Origin of the sequence: Pararobbsia alpina, assembly GCF_902859895.1 — a bacterium.
In the GTDB taxonomy this organism is placed as follows: Bacteria; Pseudomonadota; Gammaproteobacteria; order Burkholderiales; family Burkholderiaceae; genus Pararobbsia; species Pararobbsia alpina.
Window position 1 is genome coordinate 1 of sequence record NZ_CADIKM010000069.1, and the last position, 16,784, is coordinate 16,784.

Below are 16,784 nucleotides of genomic sequence, written 5' to 3' on the forward strand. Positions count from 1 at the left end.
GCTGCGCCCGTTCAGCAGGAAATGCTTGTCCTTGTTGTCGGTGAATGGCTCCGGATTGAAGGTCATCCCGACGAAGTGGAAGTTCGGATCGAAGCCGTCTATCTGCAACGGGTACTCGACGTCGTAGGCCGTCGAACCATCGCCATCGTTGTACGCGTAGAGCGTCGGCGTGCCGCTCTTGTTCTTCGCATGCATGACGCTGTTCTGCGGTGGCAGCGGCGTCGAGCACAGAATATCGGTACCGCACTTCGTACGCGGATCCTGTTGTTGTGTGACCAGCGAGTTGTAGAGCGTCGCCGTCGTCACGCGGTTCTGCCTCGGCCGCACGTAGATCTGCCCGACCATGCCCATCTGCAGATGCTCGGGCGGCGTGATGTGGCAGTGCCAGAAATAGGTGCCGGCGTCAGGAGCGAGGTAGTAGTAAGTGAAGCTCGCACCGATGTTGATCGCGACCGACGCATCCGGCACACCGTCGAAGAAAGCCGAAGCGTTCGGATAGCCGTGAAAGTGAACCGTGTGCTGCTCGAACAAGTCGGGACGCATGATCATCCCGACGTTGGTGAGCGTCAGGAAGAACTCGTCGTCCTCGTCGAGCGCCATCGTCGGTGCCGGCATGCTGCCGTTCATCACACCGATGTCCATGATCTGCCGCGGATCGACGTGACCGGTCAGTTGCCCGGGCGGCGTCGATTCCGGGTCCGGCACAAGTCCGACCGCACCGTTGTAGGTCGGATCGGCACTTGCATTGCCGACGGTATTGAACACCGACGCGAACTGCGTACCCGGCAGCCCCTTCTGGATGTCAGCCAGTCCGGACAAGGGCCCGAAGGCAAACAGGTAGGTCTGCGTGCCGTCGCCCATCGTCGCATAGCCGTCCCCACCCGAGATCTGCTGACACTTGATCGCGCCGTTGACGACGCCGGTGGGCTGCGAGTTCTGTCCGGTGACGGACGGACCTGTGTAGGCCGGTTCGCCCGCACCGCGCGGCAACGCTTGCGGATGAAGCGTCGTGGTGGGCGGGCATTGCACCCGGAAAGACTGCCCGAACGCGGGCAACGCGCACAGCAGGAACAACAGCGCTGCGACGCCGTTACGACACCGGTGAATACTGAACATATGACCTCCGTCCAGGGGGCAGCCAGCGCGAACCGCGCTGGAGGTCATGCTCTATCTTCGGTAAAGATCGGGGCGTTTGAGATTGACCCGTATCGGAATTCTGCAGGCGAGCGACGGCGGTTGGGATGGGTCACCCCCCTACATGTGCGGTAGGGGCAAACCCAGCGACGTTCTGCAGATTCGTTTTGCCGGACAGGAACGAGGCGCATGTTGATCGCCTCCAGCATTCGACCAAAGACCGAATACAACCTGACCTTTCAATTGGTTCGCCCTGATGGCCAGGTGGAAAGTATGGAGGCGCTGTTCGAGGACAAACATTTGCAGAGCAGGATCGTCGTACTGGGCGCGTACTGGCGGACGACGGCGGCGTCGAACTGTACGTTTATCGCTGCTCTGTCGCAGTAGGATCGCGACCGGAAATCTGTGTGGATTCGAACTGACTACGTGGCAAGAGAACAGAACTGCTGAGCTGCAGACGCAGCCTGACTGCGCTTGCCCTCCAGTTGCCCTTTGCGCAGCATGTGGATCAGTTGAATGATTGCTCCGAGCCGAAACCAATACCGCCGCTCGAGCGTGGCACTTCGTCGAAGTCCCGAACGTTGTCGGTTTGCATCGCCACCAAGTGTGGCTGGCAGCGTAATTGGAGTGATCCAGGCTTCGTCCAATCGAAAGGCTATTTCTTCGGGAAAGAGAGCGATCGATCTAGGTGCATCGAAGCTTTACGCTTATTGCGGGGCTTTACCCTGCCGATCGGGGGAATTCCCTACTTCCCTTCATGTCTATCCAGGCAAAAATGAGAAAACAGTCGCCGACCGGTGGGCGTTGGGCAGTGCCACGGTGAAACCGGGTTCGGGGCAAGATGAGGCTCCCGGGCTTAAGCTTGAAAGTTCCGGCCTCATCATTGAATCGCTGAAGGATCACATCATGAACAAGCTCACTGCCACAATTCTCGCCAGCTGCGTGACGTTCGCGACCGCTGGCGCCTTCGCTGCCGATAGTACGTCAAGTGACCAGTGTCAAAAGACGCAATGAGTCAAGAGACCCCGGCAAACGACGCAACGGAATACGACCCGCTGAGCGCCGACAGCATGGCCAAAAACGGGATGAAGGAAGACGCGATGAGCCAAGACAGCATGGCTAACGATGGGACAAAGAACAACGAGGTTTAGCAGTAGTTCACCTGGCGAGCGTGCGCCTTGGTGATGACCCGTACAACGTCCCAGTCTTTTCCGCCATAGCTTTATGCTCATGACTGCTGGTTTTGCATCGGTCGACAAGGCGAAATACCTCAATGATCCGTGTCGAAGGGAGCGGCCGTGTCCCTGTTGGTGTCTCCCCCGTTTGAGTACTTGACCCAGAGACTGGTGGACCCAGCACTGGTGACGTCGCAAGGCGACGATCCCGTTTAGGAAAGTGATCGACACCGCTAGCCCGCGACGGTTCCGGACGCGTATGCAAACAATGCACTGTTGAGAACGTTGCAGCGCCGTGTCATGACGTGGCGCGCCGAGCGCGCGAAAGAACTGATCCTGGGCCGCCTAGCGGAAAATTTGGAAGCCTAGGGGCCGGACGCTTCGCGCCCGGCACGCCATGAAAGAGAATGAAGAAGGTGAAACGACAACAATTCCTCGGGTAACATTCCTTCGTGAGCAAACACGACCGGACATCCTGTTATTAACAGGGAGCTATGCGTAATGGATGCTGCCACTCATGCGCTTTCGCACGGGGACTCCCGCAAGCAACTCCGGGAGACGATCTTGAATTTCCTACAGGAACGGCTCCAGTCCAAGCTGGACAAGCTCAAGGACGACGATGCCGATCAGCGCGAGAAATTCGTGACGGACTTCCTGCCGGAAAACTGGATATCTTTTGCGGCGCGCCGCGTCCTTCATATTCAGCAGGTGACGCACGCGCTTAAGTTCACCCACCCTGATGCGAGGGGCTCCAGCTTGAGCGTGGCGGGGAACCTACAAGTCGGCGAGCTCCACGTTGGCACCCATACCCTCGGCGGCACAGTCGTGCCGGACGTAGTGGGCGACGCCGCTGCTCTGGACGTCTACAAATTCCTGCGTCTGATCGTTGACGGCAGATCGCTACTGGAGCGTGCGATCGCCAACGACCCGGCTCTCGCTGCCGCGCTTTCCGACCATCCAGAACAGGCAAGCCGGTGGATGGCGGCTTTCGCGTCATTGACGCAATCTAAAGGTCAATTGGCCTCACATGAGTTAGCCAAGCAGATCTATTGGCCGCTGGGTGGGGGTCAGTACCATCTCCTTGCGCCTCTTTTCCCCACCTCGCTTGTGCATGTCGTGTGGAATACGCTTCAGGAGGACCGCTATGCCGATGCCGCCAAAGCGGCTCGGGACGCCCGACGGGCGGGTGTATCACATCCTCAGGGCTATCGTGAGTACCCCGATGTGGCTGTACAGAAATTCGGTGGATCAAAACCGCAGAACATAAGTCAGCTGAATAGCGAGCGCCATGGGGAGAACTACCTCGTGCCCTCCCTGCCCCCTTCGTGGCATCGCGAGCCGATACGTCCATCGCTGGGTATGGCGAGCGTGTTTCATCGTCTGTTCGGTCGTCGCCCGTGCGTCCGTGAAGTAACGCGCATCCTGCGGGAGTTTCGCGGGAGCGCTGAAAACGCAGATAGCAGTCGCCGGGTTCGCAACAAGCGGGCCGAACTGGTGGCCTACGTCCGTGATGAGTTGCTGCAGTTCGGCGCAGAAATGCACGAGCTTAAAGCGGGCTGGAGTCTGCAGCTGCACTGCCGCCTAAACACGGATGAACAGTGTTGGCTCGACCCAAGGCGGGCGGAGAGCGACGAAGTCTTTGCTTCCATGCGTTGTCGCGGAGACTGGCGGGATGGCGTCTGCAGGCGCTTTGGCAACTGGCTAAATGCAACGCTCACTACGCCCTGCACGCCAATGGGTCAAGCCGAGGCTGCGCATTGGGCGGACATTCTTGAAAAAGAACTACGGATGATTCGTATCGAGATCGACATCGATGAATGATCCCACTGCTCTCATGGTTCTGCCGCGTTTGCAGGTGCAAAACGCCAACGCGATCTCCGGCTCAATTTGTTGGGGCTTTCCGTCCCCCACCGCCTTTGTCGGCTTCGCCCATGCGCTTGAGCGCAAATTTCCCTCTGAACTGCGGAAGGGCTTTGGCGGAGTTGGAATCATCTGCCATCAGTTTCACCCGCAAGTTTGCCTGTCGCCGGGGCGACGGACCCACGTTTTCCGCCTCACGCGCAACCCGGTGAAAGAAGATGGGGGCGCCACTGCGCTAGTCGAGGAGGGCCGCGCGCACATGGAAATTAGTCTAGTGATTGCGGTGAAGGACCATATGCCTGCCAGGAGTGGCGAGTATTTTGCCGAAGACGTGCTAGCGACGGCCCAAGGCATGCGTGTTGCGGGCGGAAGCATCCTCCCGACTCGCGATGGCAAGCGCTTTTCGGCGCAGTGGTGGACGCTCGCCGACAATCCGGAAGGCCAAACCGAAATCTTCCGCAAGCTGCGTCGTCAACTGCTGCCCGGTTTCGCTCTGGTGCAACGGGAGGACCTGTTGGCGGAGCACTTGACGGAAATACGTCTGCGATACCCAGAAGGCAACGCGCTGGATGCGTTGCTGGATTTATCCCGGTTGAACATTGAGCCCGACAGACCCAGTCTTGATATACCGGACGAACGGCAATGGGGTGTTCGCAAGAAGCCCGGTTGGCTGGTGCCGCTGCCGATCGGCTATAGCGCGTTGTCGCCGCTTTATGCACCCGACAAAGTCAAGAACACGCGGGACGGCGTCACTCCGTTCCGCTTTGTCGAAGGTCTTTATTCGCTGGGCGAATGGGTTGGTCCCCATCGATTAGAAAACGTGCGGCAACTACTTTGGCACACCGAAACCGACCCCGCCAACGGTATTTATCGTTGTATCAACCATTATTTAACGCCTGTGCAATCGACTGATCGCCTTAGATGAGGAGGAAACGACATGACAAAAAATGAGCTGAAAACCGCCTCTGTATTGGCGTTCGCCCGCAAGCTGGACCCTTCAGATGCGTGTTTCACCGCCGGGCGCTGGAATGACCGCGGAAACGGCGAGAAGTGGTCTCCCGTTAGCGTGAGAGAAAAATCCGTGCGCGGCACCATCTCAGACCGGCGGGCCAGCATGGACCAAGACCCGGCGAAGCTGGATGCGGCCATCCAGTCTCCGAACCTCCATACCGTCGATGTCGCAACCCTGCCGAACGATGCCGATACGCTGCGCGTCCGGTTCACTCTTCGCGTGCTCGGTGAAGCGGGAATGCCTTCAGCCTGCAATAACGCCGACTACCAGGAAAAATTGCAGATTACTATCCAGCAGTATTCGGACCAGGCCGGTTTTGCCGAACTGGCACGCCGCTATGCCGTCAACCTGGCCAACGGACGTTTCCTGTGGCGCAACCGGGTCGGTGCGGAGCAGATCGAGGTGCACGTTCGCCACTTGTCCAAAGGCAGCGCAAGTCCAATCTGGATCTTTAATGCCCAGAGCTTTTCTCTGCGTGATTTCAAGGTGCCGACCGATGCAGAACAGGCGCTGAAAGCGCTGGCGCTGCTGATTGAACACGGCTTGACTAGCAAGGCGTATGCGTTGCTGGAAGTCGTTGCCTACGTTCGAATAGGCGACGGTCAAGAAGTCTTCCCCTCGCAAGAACTGATCCTCGACCGTGGCGTCAAAAAAGGCCAGAAGAGAAAAACGCTGTACGTCGTCGGAGAGGTAGCCGGAATCCACAGTCAGAAAATCGGCAACGCCCTGCGCACCATAGATACCTGGTATCCGGATAACGGTGGCGCTCCCATTGGCCCGATCGCGGTCGAACCGTATGGTTCAGTCACATCGCAAGGAAAAGCCTACCGCCAGCCCAAACGAAAGATGGATTTCTACAATCTGCTCGATAACTGGGTGCTCAAGGACAGTGCCCCGGATGAAGGAAATCAGCATTACGTGATGGCTACCCTGATTCGGGGTGGCGTATTCGGAGAGAAGGACTGATGGATGAACGCCTATCTTGAAATAAACATACTGCCGGACCCGGAATTCATTCCAACGACCCTCATGAATATCTTGTTCGGCAAACTGCATGGCGCGCTGGCCGCCCATGGGAGACGGAACATTGGCGTGAGCTTTCCGGACGTCCGGGAGGACAGCCAGTCGCTGGGCACGCGTCTGCGCATCCACGGCGATGCATCAAGCCTTGGCGCGCTGATTGTGTCCGGCTGCACGGCTGGGCTACTCGACCACATAGCGGTTGGGGAAATTACGCGCGTGCCGACGGATGCAAGGCATCGGGCGGTCAGGCGCGTTCAGGCCAAGAGCAGTCCTGAACGACAACGACGCAGATTGATGGCCCGAAGGGGGATTGATGCGGACACGGCCCGGCAGACCATACCGGACTGCGCTGCAGAGCGCCTTCAATTGCCCTATCTCATTCTGGCAAGCAAGAGCACCGGCGCGCAATTCCGCCTGTTCATAGAACATCTGCCCATTCAACAACAGGCTGTGGAGGGCGAGTTCACCGCCTACGGCCTGAGCGCCACAGCGACAGTGCCGTGGTTTTGAACCCTTTCCCGGGACCTATCATCTACCTTCTATACGCACTTGCAAGACCCGTTAGAATTCAAATTAGTGGGCACGATTGCGCCTTTTAAAAATCGGATTGCTATAATCGAACTACGGTCCTTCACTGCCGGACAGGCAGTTCAGAAAAGATAGGGGTCTTGCGAGCATCGCACGCCGCCTTCACTGCCGGACAGGCAGCTCAGGAATTTGACGCCGAACATATTGGCGCCCGTGATTTGTGGCAGCATCATCTTCCGTGCGTACCGTCTGTCCTAGGATAAGGCGGTGACGCATTCGCAATTGCTTCACAACCTGCACCGCGACCGCTCCATCACGGAAACGGTTCAGGCCGCTTTGCAGGAATGGCAAAGGGGCGGATCTTTTATGGGCGGCGCTGCCGGCTCATATGGCGGTTCGGGACTCGGCGTTAGCGCCGCCCTCGGCGGAGCATATTCGACGAGCTCAGGCGATCGGGAATTGACCGCCAATACGGCCCAGCGCTCTCGGACAACATAGCGCAGGCAAGCACGTCCATCCGGACACTTACAAGAACTGTCGTGGTCCAGTCGAATCAGCAGGAAAATGAGGAGATCCAGACTAGGTGTCACGGATCGGCGTAATGACGCCGGGGATGATCGCCGTAATGGCGCCAGTTTGAAGTGGAGTAAAGCGCGGATTCGAACGGACTCAAGGATGCGTTTTTTTAGCCGATTTCGCAAGCCGCGCCGGGTCGGTTTCGCGCATCGGTCTGGGCGTGCGGAAGCTGTCGCCGTCGAGCACGATGCGATAGGCGCCGTGGCGTAGACGATCAAGCGTTGCGGCACCGAGGATACGGTTGCCCGCGAACGCATCGCCCCATTCGCTGAAGTCGAGGTTACTGGTCAGGATCGTCGCAGCGCTCTCGTACCTTTCGGCGATCAGATCATGGAGGTCTTCGTCTTGCGGGGAGCGCAGCGGCTTGAGCGCGAAGTCGTCGACGATGAGGACCGGTACGCTGGCAAGCTGCTTCAGCTTGCGCTCGTAGGTACCGGTCGCGCGCGCTGCCTGCAGACTGTTCAGCAGCTTGGTCTGCGTGGCGAACACGACATCGCGTCCCTGTCGGGCAGCGCAATTGCCAAGTGCCTGGGCTAAGTGCGACTTGCCGGTGCCGGTTGGACCCGCAATGAGAATGGCGACCTTCTCATCGATATAGCGACCCGCAGCCAGATCGTGGATATGGGTTCGATTCAGGTTCGGCAGCCGGTCGAAGTCGAACGTTTCAAGTGTCTTGCCCAGGGCGAAGCCGGCGCGGGCCAGGAGGGTGCCCAGCTTCTTCTGGTCACGTCGGGCGACTTCGTCGTGCAGCAGCATGGCGAGGAACTCGGTGTAGGCGAGCTGGCCGTCAATGGCCTGCCGGTTGCGCTGCTCGAGGGAATCGAGCACACCCGACAGGCGCAACTGCTTGAGCGTCGTGTTCAGTTCAGGACTAGGATTCATGGGCGTTTAGTGGATCAGCAGGGATTGGAGATCGCGGCCGAAGCGGCCGCCGTTGACGTAAGTGTCGGTGAGTGTTTGCGGGGACTGTGGCGTGGGCTGGCTCTCCAAGCCCTTATCGAGAATCATCTTGACCGTTCGCCACCTTGGGCTGGAATGCGCCATCGCGCGTTCGCATGCTGCCTCGAGCCTTGCGTCGCCGACCCTGCGGCGCAGCCGCACGACACCCTGCGCATCCCGCAGGTTCACGAGCACCTGGTCATTGAACAACGCCAGAATCAGCGCAAGGCAGGACGGTCCGATTTCCCTCGCTTGCGACAAGCACCATTGCGGATCGTGTTCGAGCCACGCCTGCGCGGCCGGCGGCAGATGATCGCGTACGGTCGAGCGCGCACCGGGCTTGCGAAGGCGGGGATGAGTGGCGACGAGTTCGTGCTGATGGAACAGTTGCACGACCGTGTCGGTCGCCTTCACCCACAGCGTCTTGCCGACCAGCGCGAACGGCACCGAGTAGAGCGCCCTGTGATGCTGGATGTGAGCGTCACGATGAACGGTGACCGTGGACCACGCGGCGAGCACCGGCGGCACATCGGGTAACGGCGTCAACAGCGGCTTCTCGATGGCGAAGCGCATCAGCGGCTGTTCGCGTGTCGTGCCGTGTTCACACAACCATGGACCAGTCAGACGCACGAGACCGAAGTGCCCGTAGAGGTGTGAGGATGGATAACTCCCGCCCCTGGAACGTCGAACCTTGTACTTGTTGCGCAACCACCGACGCAACCGCGTGGCGGTGTAGCTGTCGAGCGCCCGATACGCGCGTCGGTCCGAGCCTACCTTGAAGTAGTTCGCCCAGCCGCGCAGGGTGCGGTTCAACCTGCCCACCAACTCCGTGGTCTCTTGCCACACTGTCTTGAGGGCGGTCATCGCATGAATCTTTTCGACCATGCGCCGGATACTCTTCTTCGACGGACGCATGCCCATACGGGCCTGGCCAGTCGTCGCCGAGTACAGCCGCCCAAACGTGTAACCCAGGAAGTCTAATTCGCCTTCCGGCACCTTGCAGATTCGTGTTTTCTCCTCGTTGACCGTCAGCTTCAGTTTGCCCATGATCTCGCGCAGTCGTAGCAAGGCCTCCTCGGCCTTACCCCGCTTGCACAGGATCACCAGATCGTCCGCGTAGGTCACAATGCGACTGCCAAGACTGCGCTGAAGCCCGAGCTTCTTCCACGCCAGCACAAACCGGCGCATGTAAATATTCGCCGGCAGTGGTGAGATGGGTGAGCCTTGCGGAATGCCGCACCTGCTGTCCTTGGCCTCGGTCGTACGTGTCTTCCGGCCTCGGTTGTCGGTTTCTTCAACGGAGCACTCCAACCACATCTTGATTAGATGCAGCACGCGCCGATCGACGATACGTCGCGCAAGCGACAACATCAAATCGGCGTGAGGAATACTTCCGAATTAGTCCGCCAGGTCGGCGTCAACAACGTCCGTTTGCCCTCGGTGCAGCCGCTCCTCCACCTCGATCACCGCTTGCTGGGCATTTCGCCCCGGGCGGTAAGCGTACTGCTCTGATGGAAGGTCCGCTTCGAAGATCGGTTCGAGCACCAGCATCGCTGCTGTCATGCACACCCGATCTCGCAAGGTCGAGATGCCAGTGGCCTCAGCTTGCCGTTGGCCTTCGGGATAAACACTCTTCTGATAGGGTCCGGCCGGTAACTCTTTTGCCTGAGCGCAAGCGCCAGTTCGCCGAGCCACTTCTGCACGCCATACGCTTCGACCTCCGCGAAGTCTTGCCGATCGACACCCGGCGCGCCCTTGTTCGAGCGGCACTGGGCGTACGCATGCGCCAGCACATCGTCGCGATAGATCTTGTCGTACAGCGCGTAGAAGCGATACCCGGCTTCTGCCTTCGCTTTCGCGTGTAACGCCATCTGCAGCTTCTGAACACTGATCGGAGTTGATAGGTTGCCCAAGTCCCCCCCTCACTACGTATTGCGTCTGTCTTGAACTGAGGCCCCTTCCCTCCACCGGCATTACCCGGCTTCAGCGGTACTACGAGCCTCTCCGTCATCCCAAGGCGCCCGGCCTGTCCCTCGCGGGCGTCCGGTTGGTCATCCCTGACCACGCCGAGGGACTTCCCGTGTTGCGTACGCTTTCCTTGTGTACATGCTGTCGCCACTACCCCGGCGCAGCGATTGGGCGTCCAGCCTGCTCATCCGCCCGGTCGTATCAGCCTTCCCCGATAGGGTTGCCGGGTCGGCCTGCGCATCGACCTTATCGAAGCTTGCTCGGCGTTCACTCGCGTTACGGCCTGCAAACTCGCGCTGTCACCAATTCGTGACACGCATTACCGAAGGCTTCAGCCACTTCGTTTCCTCCATAGCTGCTCCGGTTGCTTCCGGCTGGAGCGGTTGCCGGGTGGGATTTGCACCCACTGGAAAGCGCCACCTTTTCACGGCGCACACCCGAAGCGGTCGTTGCGTGGCTAGGCGCGGACCCCGAGGGTGACGCTCAACGCGAGCCGCGGCAGCCTCTGCGGTCTAATCCGCGAGCCACATAAAGAGCGCGGTTTCCAAAGTCGCCGTAGCGCTTCGTCTCTTCCGGCGGCAGCAAGCGTCATCCCTCGCCCTAGGCTTGCAGGCTGAGGTCAATGAGTGGACTAGACAAGCAATGCCAGATGATATAACCTAAGTTCACTGAACTAAGGCGTTAGAGCGACTATGCGTATCTACAACATGCACGACGCCAAAACCAACCTTTCCCGGTTAATCGAAGAAACGGTGAACGGTGGAGAACCGTTCGTCATCGCCAAATCCGGTAAGCCACTGGTCAAGGTGGTCCGGATCGACATGGAAACTGAAAAGCCGCGGCGGCGCATTGGTTTTATGAAGGGTCAGCTTAAAGTTCCCGCCGATTTCGACACAATGGGCGCGGAAGAGATCCGCGAGATGTTCGAGGGCAAAGCGACGTGAAAGTGCTACTCGATACACATTTAATCATTTGGGCTGCGGAAGACGACAATGCGCTGCCCCAAGAGGCTCGCGAGATCATTCAGGAATTGGATAACACGCTGTACTTCAGTGTCGCGAGTATTTGGGAAATCGTCATCAAAAGCACCTTGGGGCGCGACGATTTTCAGATCGATGCGCGCGTGCTCCGACGGAACCTGCGCGACTCCGGCTATGAGGAACTATCAATTGAGGCACCGCATGCCTTTGAGATCGAACGGCTTCCCCTGCTCCATAAGGATCCGTTCGACCGTATTCTCCTTGGTCAATCAATAGTAGAAGGAATCGTGCTGCTCACACATGATGACCACATCCGGCAGTACGACTTTGCGCCGATCCGATACGTTTAAGGCTTCACCTCTGCACTCGAGGGCTAGGCGATACGGATCGCCAGTGCGATCAGCGAGACCCACCCTGCATAGTCGTTTGCGGCCAGATAGACGATGCCCGCGACGATTATGCCCACCAGATAGCCCTGTTCATACCTTCCCCCTGCCGAAACTTCCAATGTATGGCAAAATGCCACTGAAATAAGGGCAAAATGCCACGAGGTGTGCCATGGTTGTTTTCACCCCCAGCGGCGCAGCTGCAGGAGTTCCCGCCGAGTTCGGACTACTGGCTGCGCTATTAAACGCGCCCGTGCGGTCCGGATTCGATCTGGCGGCGCTCGCCCGTGAACGCCTCGGTATTGAGGTACTTGACCGGCTGACCCAGCGGGGGCTGCGCGCGGACGAGCTGGCCTTCATCATCCCGCGGCGAACCCTGACACATCGCCGCCAACATGACGAACGTCTGACTCTCGAGGAATCCGACCGCGCGATTCGACTGGCTCGCATCGTCGCGCAGGCCATCGCCACGTTTGACGATGATGAGAAAGCGATGGCCTGGTTGCGAGCGCCCAAGAAGCGGTTCGGCGGCGCATCGGGCCTCGCTATGGCCAGCACAGAGCAGGGGGCGCGGCTCGTGGAAGACGCACTGGTACAACTCGACGAAGGCTACTTCGCCTGATGACGCTGTGGCGCATCAGCAATCATGCGGATCTCTTGGGCATCGGTGGCCTGCGCGCCCCGGCGCGATGGCATCACGCCGGGCAGCCTGTTGTCTATCTCGCCGAACACCCGGCGCTCGCCCTTCTCGAAGTCTTAGTGCATCTAGAGATCCCCTCGGGAGACGAGCTCCCCGTGAGCTATCGGCTTCTCAGGGTTGAAGTGAACGACGGGGCGTCAATGGCCCGGCTCGACTTGGGCGCGGCACCCGCCGATTGGCGCACGATGACGGCATGGACGCGCGCGGCCGGCAGCGAGTGGTTATCGACGGCCTCAAGCATCTTGCTCGAAATACCGAGCGTCATTGTCCCGTTCGGGAAGAATTATCTAATGAATCCGCTCCACGCGGATGCATCGCGACTACATGTCGCGGAAGTGCTTGAAGTGCAGCACGATCCGCGCATCCTGAAGCTCCTAAACCAAGAATAGTAGCAGTCGCCCTCGTCCGGCCCTCGGCGTTGGCATTAACCCGGATGTACGGGCCGGTCCATTCGCCAGCTCTTTCCGACTACGATTCTCCAGTGCCGGCAACAGTTCGGCTTCAGCGATGCACGGAATAATGATCAACTCAGATAATCCCACGCTCAGCGAGACTTTCTGCGTAGGCTGAGCGGATAGGTCATGGGCATTGCGCATTCCTTAACTTCGCGCTGCAGCGCCGAGGGAATACCTGATCGATCCAACAACCTGACAACGGCGCTCTTTCCGTTAGCACTACGCAGTGTAAACCCGCCTTAACCAGTCAATGGTTCTTCGATAGAGTGCATCCTCCGTCGCACTTCAGCAGACATCGCTTGCCGTTGATTTTGGCCCCGCCCGTGCGCGGGGGAATGCGCCGAGGAGAGATGCAATTGCGACGATTGACTTCCGATGATGGTCGGCCATCATCATCGTCGATATTCGGAGACGAAAATGCTCAGCCCGCAAGAGTTCGCCACCCTGATGCTCGTCAAGGACGTGCCTGATCCGCTCAAGTTGGATCGCACCGAGTTGAACACACTCCTGGAGCATCAGCTCGTCACGCTAGAAAGACTCGCGTCGGGAGACGGCGATTTGCTCCTCCAAGCTGTCGCACGGATGCATTGAATCGAGCACCCAATGTAAGCTGCCAGAACACGGGAAGGCACTGTTACTTGGCGAGTGAGACGGCACGACGGCAAACGTGCCAATTGGCCAACGCAGTCGACGTAAAGATGGCTACCCCTGTCCGGCGAGCGGGTTACGCTTACGGAGTATTTCATTACGCAAGTATGGGCCTCGCGGACGCGACGGTATCAGGGAGTGAAGCAATGCGAGGAGCATCGCAGGTCTGCAGGCTTTATGCACCGTGCCAGTTCAAAACCGTCCATGCCCGGCGTGCTCAGGTCGATGATAACGCCCCGCGGTGTACCTTGCGCCAACAATGCTAACGCCACCGGCCCGCTATATGCCGCAGTAGCATCATGGCCAAAATGGCTGAGAAGCATTTGCATCGCATCGGCGGCGTCGGCGTTATCGTCAACTACCAGGACCTTGATCCCCGTCATCGCGTGATGTAGCGCTGCGTTTTCCTGCGAGTCAGTTCGCGGCCGTGGGACGACAATCGGAAGCTTAGCGTAGACGTGCTTCCCATATCCAGGCCATCGCTGCGGACTGAGTTGGTACCTCCGTGTGCGGCCGCAAGTTCCCTAACCACCGAAAGCCCGATGCCGAGACCTCCCTCCCGGTGGCTTCGTCCGCTCGCTGATTGGGAAAAGAGTTCGAATATGCCCCCCAGCGCCCCTGCTTCTATTTCGATGCCGTATCCGTGACCCGCACCTGCAGCTCGCGCCCGTCGACCGCGACGCTCAGGGTGATCTGGCCGCCCGAGGTGTGAATTTGCAGGCGTTGTGCAGAAGGTTGCCAACCAGCTGTTCGAACCGGGCCGGGTCGCAGTCGACGTATGGATCGCCCACCGGATGCTCGACCGTGAGGCGGATAGTGTTGTCGGGACCGACTACGACAACTTCGCCCGTAAATTCGCGGCGCATGATATCGCCGGACTCCATGCCCGGCATAAAGCCGTTAACAGGTGCAAATCCAACCGCAAAATCGCACACGCCGACACCTTGATAATGGCGGAGCGCGGTGCGCGATAATCGGACCGTTGACGGCATCGCAGCGAATGTCCTTCTTGCCGGGCTAGCAAAGCGCTCTCATGGAAGTCTCCCGTTTCGTTGGCAGCATCCCCGTCGCAGATACTGAATCGTATTGACGTCAAGCGTTACTCTGCAACGCACGTTCCAGCTCACACACATCCCGCTGGACCGTGAGCACGCTGAATTCAGCTGCCTTCCTCGGGGTGTGAAGCAGCTTCGACGTTTCGCTGCTTTTCCTATTCCACCCGCCCGCCGACTCACTGGAGAGCGGAGGGTCACGCGGCCAAACCCGTCGTTCGCTCCGAGGGGGAGCGACTGGACTACTCGGACGCATTGATGCCCTTCTTTGCCGCCAGATCCTGGGCCATCTGAAGGTGTTCCTGAATCGTCGGCAAGCTCTTCTGCGCCGCCGCCTTCAGGTCGGCGTTCTGCCCAGTATTAATTTCTTCCTGGAACGCGGCGACTGCCTTCGTATGTCCCTTGAGTCCGACCTTCCGAATATATGCGTCGTCGAACGCTTTGCCGTTGAGTCCTTTCAGCGAGTCCAGCACCTCCATCTCGGAGTTATCCTTCGGCACCACCACTCCGAGGGGGGCCGCCATCTTTAACGATATCGTCAGGTTTGTGTGATCGGTCGACATATGCCGTGCAAACGACTTGACGTCCTCGTCCTGCGAGTTCTTCATCGCCAATTTAGCCGCGTCAATCTCGGTCGAACTGGACATCGACGCTGCTTGAACGAATGCTTTGTCTGGCGCGGGCAACTTATTCGCAGCGGTCGTTGAGGCGGCCTGAGTCTGCGCATTCACTAATGGGCTTCCCGCCGCAAGTAGGGCGGCGACTGCAAGGAAGGCGGCAATGTGTCCGGGTGTCATGACTATTCCTCCTTAAAGTGACGTGCTAACGATCCTCGCGCATTCCCGACAAGTTTAAGGCGCAGCATGGGACAAGTTTCAGGCGCAGCATGGAACGTTCCTGACATTCTCCTTCTGTTCAGGTCGCTATAAGTCCGCTACGGATGAATCCCGGTCAGCCCGCGCGGGAATGCTCGCGCACGCATGATCCACAGCCAGGCACGTCGGCTAGTGAAGCCCGCTGTACACGATTCGGTCGTGGCCAGTACGAGGCCGCGCTACGACACGGCGAGGAATATTCATCTTCTTAGCAACGGTATGACTTCGTCCGGGACAAGTGGAAGGCCATGTCGTTTGCGGTGCTGGTCGGCGCGATCGTCGGGATCCTGACCGCCGCTGAAAAAGCGATGTCCAGGGCGGCTCGAAAAGAAACGAACGCCAACGTTGGTTCCCGCGCGATTCAACCGTTCATAGCCGGGAACGTGACGGTCCGCGGACGTACGGCCCGGCGCGCCGGGCCGCCTGACGACAGTCGAGCGGACTACTGGCCGAGAGCCTCTGCCGCGATCTTCTCCTCCGCAAGCACGGATAGCTTCTGGTCGGTAGCCTTCTCCTCCTCCAACGTATCGCCCAATATTTTGACTGACTCGGTCTCACCCAGCTGATTAGCCAGAGCTATCACCGAGCCATATGCTGCAATTTCGTAGTGCTCCACCTTTTGGGCCGCGGCGATAAGCGCCGTGTCCAGAACGGGGCCTTTTTCGATCTCGTCAATTTGTTCTTGGCCTTCCTCGATTAGTCCTTCCATGGCAACGCACTTGATGCGCTGGAGCTTCATTCCGGTAGCCTCGACGACCCGCTCAATTCTCTCAATCTGTCCTCGCGTTTCCTCTAGATGCATTTCGAATGCGGCCCTGAGGCCAGGATTGGTCGACGCTCGCGCCATCTTCGGCAACGACTTCGTCATCTGATTTTCAGCGCTGTAAACGTCGGACAGCGCGTGGATAAACAAATCTTTCAGCGTCTTCGTAGTCATGATTGCTCCTTTGGGTCAATGTGGAGAAATGCTCCACCGGTGGAAACGGCGTGATGGACCGGTTCGCAACCTGCGGGCCGGGAAACCACGTCTCTGTCGCAGGGGAAGCGTGGGGCACTTCATGGCAGCGGGCAATGACAACGGCTACGGCTCACTTGCTAGAACCCCCGGCAAATTTATCAATTCACACAGCTAGCGATTGCGCCGCAAAAGTCGTGCCGCAGGAGCTTGATCCTCGAGCCGGTTTTGCCTATCAAAGGGCCTTCCCTTTCACGCTCATCGCCAACCGTTTTCGCTCCCCGCTTTTCGTCTTGCAGAATTGATACCAGGGCGGAACAACCAGCGACTACCCCGTATCGCTTCGCGTTGCAGGCGATTTTCCGCTAGGTGTGGACGCAAGGCGCTCACAATTCACTTTAGGCTCTCTAGACATAATGGTCGCGGCTGACTGAACACCGTAGGGCCCGTCTCGGGTATCGTGGGTTGCGCACCGAAGTGTGCCGAGCCACATACGCCTGGGTGGGCCAGGCGCAGAA

General features: G+C 58.9%; 20 protein-coding genes and 2 pseudogenes. 11 read left to right on the forward strand and 11 right to left on the reverse strand.

Annotation, left to right across the window (positions count from 1 at the left end):
• Positions 1-1,116: multicopper oxidase domain-containing protein (locus tag HV670_RS27525; protein WP_175108145.1), on the reverse strand; the 1,116-nt coding region annotated here is incomplete at its 3' end.
• A gap of 207 nt (positions 1,117-1,323) precedes the next feature.
• On the opposite strand from HV670_RS27525, the gene HV670_RS27530 reads away from it, so the two are divergent.
• The 6 genes from HV670_RS27530 (at position 1,324) to cas6f (ending at position 6,714) form a co-directional block, all read left to right on the forward strand.
• Positions 1,324-1,521: a hypothetical protein gene (locus HV670_RS27530; RefSeq protein WP_175108146.1), complete on the forward strand. Its 198-nt coding sequence runs from the start codon at positions 1,324-1,326 to the stop codon at positions 1,519-1,521.
• A 623-nt stretch (positions 1,522-2,144) separates the two neighbouring features.
• Positions 2,145-2,285, forward strand: a complete 141-nt coding sequence (locus HV670_RS31440; RefSeq protein WP_246258018.1) for a hypothetical protein — start codon at positions 2,145-2,147, stop codon at positions 2,283-2,285.
• Positions 2,286-2,810: 525 nt separating this feature from the next.
• On the forward strand, positions 2,811-4,130 hold the full coding sequence (csy1, locus tag HV670_RS27540) for a type I-F CRISPR-associated protein Csy1 (RefSeq protein WP_175108147.1): 1,320 nt from the start codon (positions 2,811-2,813) through the stop codon (positions 4,128-4,130).
• Positions 4,123-5,094 carry a type I-F CRISPR-associated protein Csy2 gene (csy2, locus tag HV670_RS27545; RefSeq protein ID WP_175108148.1) on the forward strand — a complete coding sequence of 324 codons (972 nt, stop codon included), beginning with the start codon at positions 4,123-4,125 and terminating at the stop codon, positions 5,092-5,094. The genes csy1 and csy2 overlap by 8 nt, the downstream gene beginning before the upstream one ends.
• Positions 5,095-5,106: 12 nt before the next feature.
• Positions 5,107-6,147: a type I-F CRISPR-associated protein Csy3 gene (gene csy3 / locus HV670_RS27550; RefSeq protein WP_175108149.1), complete on the forward strand. Its 1,041-nt coding sequence runs from the start codon at positions 5,107-5,109 to the stop codon at positions 6,145-6,147.
• A gap of 3 nt (positions 6,148-6,150) precedes the next feature.
• On the forward strand, positions 6,151-6,714 hold the full coding sequence (gene cas6f / locus HV670_RS27555; RefSeq protein ID WP_175108150.1) for a type I-F CRISPR-associated endoribonuclease Cas6/Csy4: 564 nt from the start codon (positions 6,151-6,153) through the stop codon (positions 6,712-6,714).
• Positions 6,715-7,401: 687 nt separating this feature from the next.
• Here cas6f and istB read toward each other — a convergent pair.
• From istB to HV670_RS31455, 5 genes and pseudogenes are all read right to left on the reverse strand, one after another.
• Positions 7,402-8,190, reverse strand: a complete 789-nt coding sequence (gene istB, locus HV670_RS27560; protein ID WP_175108151.1) for an IS21-like element helper ATPase IstB — start codon at positions 8,188-8,190, stop codon at positions 7,402-7,404.
• 6 nt (positions 8,191-8,196) lie between these two features.
• Positions 8,197-8,847: pseudogene (locus HV670_RS27565) on the reverse strand (Mu transposase domain-containing protein); the annotation flags it as partial.
• A 141-nt stretch (positions 8,848-8,988) separates the two neighbouring features.
• Positions 8,989-9,618, reverse strand: a pseudogene (locus tag HV670_RS31445) (reverse transcriptase domain-containing protein); the annotation flags it as partial.
• Positions 9,619-9,645: 27 nt separating this feature from the next.
• Positions 9,646-9,798, reverse strand: coding sequence for a hypothetical protein (locus HV670_RS31450; protein ID WP_246258019.1), 153 nt, complete (start codon positions 9,796-9,798; stop codon positions 9,646-9,648).
• An 8-nt stretch (positions 9,799-9,806) separates the two neighbouring features.
• A complete protein-coding gene (locus HV670_RS31455) occupies positions 9,807-10,118 on the reverse strand; it encodes a reverse transcriptase family protein (RefSeq protein ID WP_246258020.1) in 312 nt (103 codons plus the stop codon).
• A gap of 789 nt (positions 10,119-10,907) precedes the next feature.
• Here HV670_RS31455 and HV670_RS27575 point away from each other — a divergent pair.
• The 5 genes from HV670_RS27575 (at position 10,908) to HV670_RS27595 (ending at position 13,327) form a co-directional block, all read left to right on the forward strand.
• Positions 10,908-11,159, forward strand: a complete 252-nt coding sequence (locus HV670_RS27575) for a type II toxin-antitoxin system Phd/YefM family antitoxin (protein WP_175108152.1) — start codon at positions 10,908-10,910, stop codon at positions 11,157-11,159.
• Complete coding sequence (locus tag HV670_RS27580) at positions 11,156-11,545, forward strand: type II toxin-antitoxin system VapC family toxin (protein WP_175108153.1); 390 nt, start codon at positions 11,156-11,158, stop codon at positions 11,543-11,545. Before HV670_RS27575 ends, HV670_RS27580 begins: the two co-directional genes overlap by 4 nt.
• A gap of 208 nt (positions 11,546-11,753) precedes the next feature.
• Positions 11,754-12,203, forward strand: a complete 450-nt coding sequence (parS, locus tag HV670_RS27585) for a type II RES/Xre toxin-antitoxin system antitoxin (RefSeq protein ID WP_175108154.1) — start codon at positions 11,754-11,756, stop codon at positions 12,201-12,203.
• On the forward strand, positions 12,200-12,670 hold the full coding sequence (locus HV670_RS27590) for an RES family NAD+ phosphorylase (RefSeq protein WP_175108160.1): 471 nt from the start codon (positions 12,200-12,202) through the stop codon (positions 12,668-12,670). Before parS ends, HV670_RS27590 begins: the two co-directional genes overlap by 4 nt.
• Positions 12,671-13,153: 483 nt before the next feature.
• Positions 13,154-13,327 carry a hypothetical protein gene (locus tag HV670_RS27595; RefSeq protein WP_175108155.1) on the forward strand — a complete coding sequence of 58 codons (174 nt, stop codon included), beginning with the start codon at positions 13,154-13,156 and terminating at the stop codon, positions 13,325-13,327.
• 188 nt (positions 13,328-13,515) lie between these two features.
• On the opposite strand, the gene HV670_RS32430 is transcribed toward HV670_RS27595, so the two are convergent.
• The 5 genes from HV670_RS32430 to HV670_RS27620 form a co-directional block, all read right to left on the reverse strand.
• Positions 13,516-13,713, reverse strand: a complete 198-nt coding sequence (locus HV670_RS32430) for a response regulator (protein ID WP_425511477.1) — start codon at positions 13,711-13,713, stop codon at positions 13,516-13,518.
• Positions 13,714-13,763: 50 nt separating this feature from the next.
• On the reverse strand, positions 13,764-14,126 hold the full coding sequence (locus HV670_RS32435) for an ATP-binding protein (RefSeq protein WP_175108157.1): 363 nt from the start codon (positions 14,124-14,126) through the stop codon (positions 13,764-13,766).
• Positions 14,068-14,376, reverse strand: a complete 309-nt coding sequence (locus HV670_RS32440; protein WP_175108144.1) for a hypothetical protein — start codon at positions 14,374-14,376, stop codon at positions 14,068-14,070. The genes HV670_RS32435 and HV670_RS32440 overlap by 59 nt, the downstream gene beginning before the upstream one ends.
• Before the next feature lie 302 nt (positions 14,377-14,678).
• Complete coding sequence (locus HV670_RS27615; protein WP_175108158.1) at positions 14,679-15,233, reverse strand: DUF4142 domain-containing protein; 555 nt, start codon at positions 15,231-15,233, stop codon at positions 14,679-14,681.
• A gap of 520 nt (positions 15,234-15,753) precedes the next feature.
• The gene (locus HV670_RS27620) at positions 15,754-16,248 is read right to left on the reverse strand and encodes a YciE/YciF ferroxidase family protein (RefSeq protein ID WP_175108159.1); all 495 of its coding nucleotides are present in this window, start codon (positions 16,246-16,248) and stop codon (positions 15,754-15,756) included.
• Positions 16,249-16,784 lie beyond the last annotated feature (536 nt).

Bases quoted from the DNA above. Each gene is read 5' to 3' on its own strand.
- HV670_RS27530 (WP_175108146.1), top strand. From the start codon at position 1,324: ATGTTGATCGCCTCCAGCATTCGACCAAAGACCGAATACAACCTGACC.
- HV670_RS31440 (WP_246258018.1), top strand. From the start codon at position 2,145: ATGAGTCAAGAGACCCCGGCAAACGACGCAACGGAATACGACCCGCTG.
- csy1 (WP_175108147.1), top strand. From the start codon at position 2,811: ATGGATGCTGCCACTCATGCGCTTTCGCACGGGGACTCCCGCAAGCAA.
- csy2 (WP_175108148.1), top strand. From the start codon at position 4,123: ATGAATGATCCCACTGCTCTCATGGTTCTGCCGCGTTTGCAGGTGCAA.
- csy3 (WP_175108149.1), top strand. From the start codon at position 5,107: ATGACAAAAAATGAGCTGAAAACCGCCTCTGTATTGGCGTTCGCCCGC.
- cas6f (WP_175108150.1), top strand. From the start codon at position 6,151: ATGAACGCCTATCTTGAAATAAACATACTGCCGGACCCGGAATTCATT.
- istB (WP_175108151.1), bottom strand. From the start codon at position 8,190: ATGAATCCTAGTCCTGAACTGAACACGACGCTCAAGCAGTTGCGCCTG.
- HV670_RS31450 (WP_246258019.1), bottom strand. From the start codon at position 9,798: ATGCTGGTGCTCGAACCGATCTTCGAAGCGGACCTTCCATCAGAGCAG.
- HV670_RS31455 (WP_246258020.1), bottom strand. From the start codon at position 10,118: ATGGCGTTACACGCGAAAGCGAAGGCAGAAGCCGGGTATCGCTTCTAC.
- HV670_RS27575 (WP_175108152.1), top strand. From the start codon at position 10,908: ATGCGTATCTACAACATGCACGACGCCAAAACCAACCTTTCCCGGTTA.
- parS (WP_175108154.1), top strand. From the start codon at position 11,754: ATGGTTGTTTTCACCCCCAGCGGCGCAGCTGCAGGAGTTCCCGCCGAG.
- HV670_RS27595 (WP_175108155.1), top strand. From the start codon at position 13,154: ATGCTCAGCCCGCAAGAGTTCGCCACCCTGATGCTCGTCAAGGACGTG.
- HV670_RS32430 (WP_425511477.1), bottom strand. From the start codon at position 13,713: ATGCAAATGCTTCTCAGCCATTTTGGCCATGATGCTACTGCGGCATAT.
- HV670_RS32440 (WP_175108144.1), bottom strand. From the start codon at position 14,376: ATGCCGTCAACGGTCCGATTATCGCGCACCGCGCTCCGCCATTATCAA.
- HV670_RS27615 (WP_175108158.1), bottom strand. From the start codon at position 15,233: ATGACACCCGGACACATTGCCGCCTTCCTTGCAGTCGCCGCCCTACTT.
- HV670_RS27620 (WP_175108159.1), bottom strand. From the start codon at position 16,248: ATGACTACGAAGACGCTGAAAGATTTGTTTATCCACGCGCTGTCCGAC.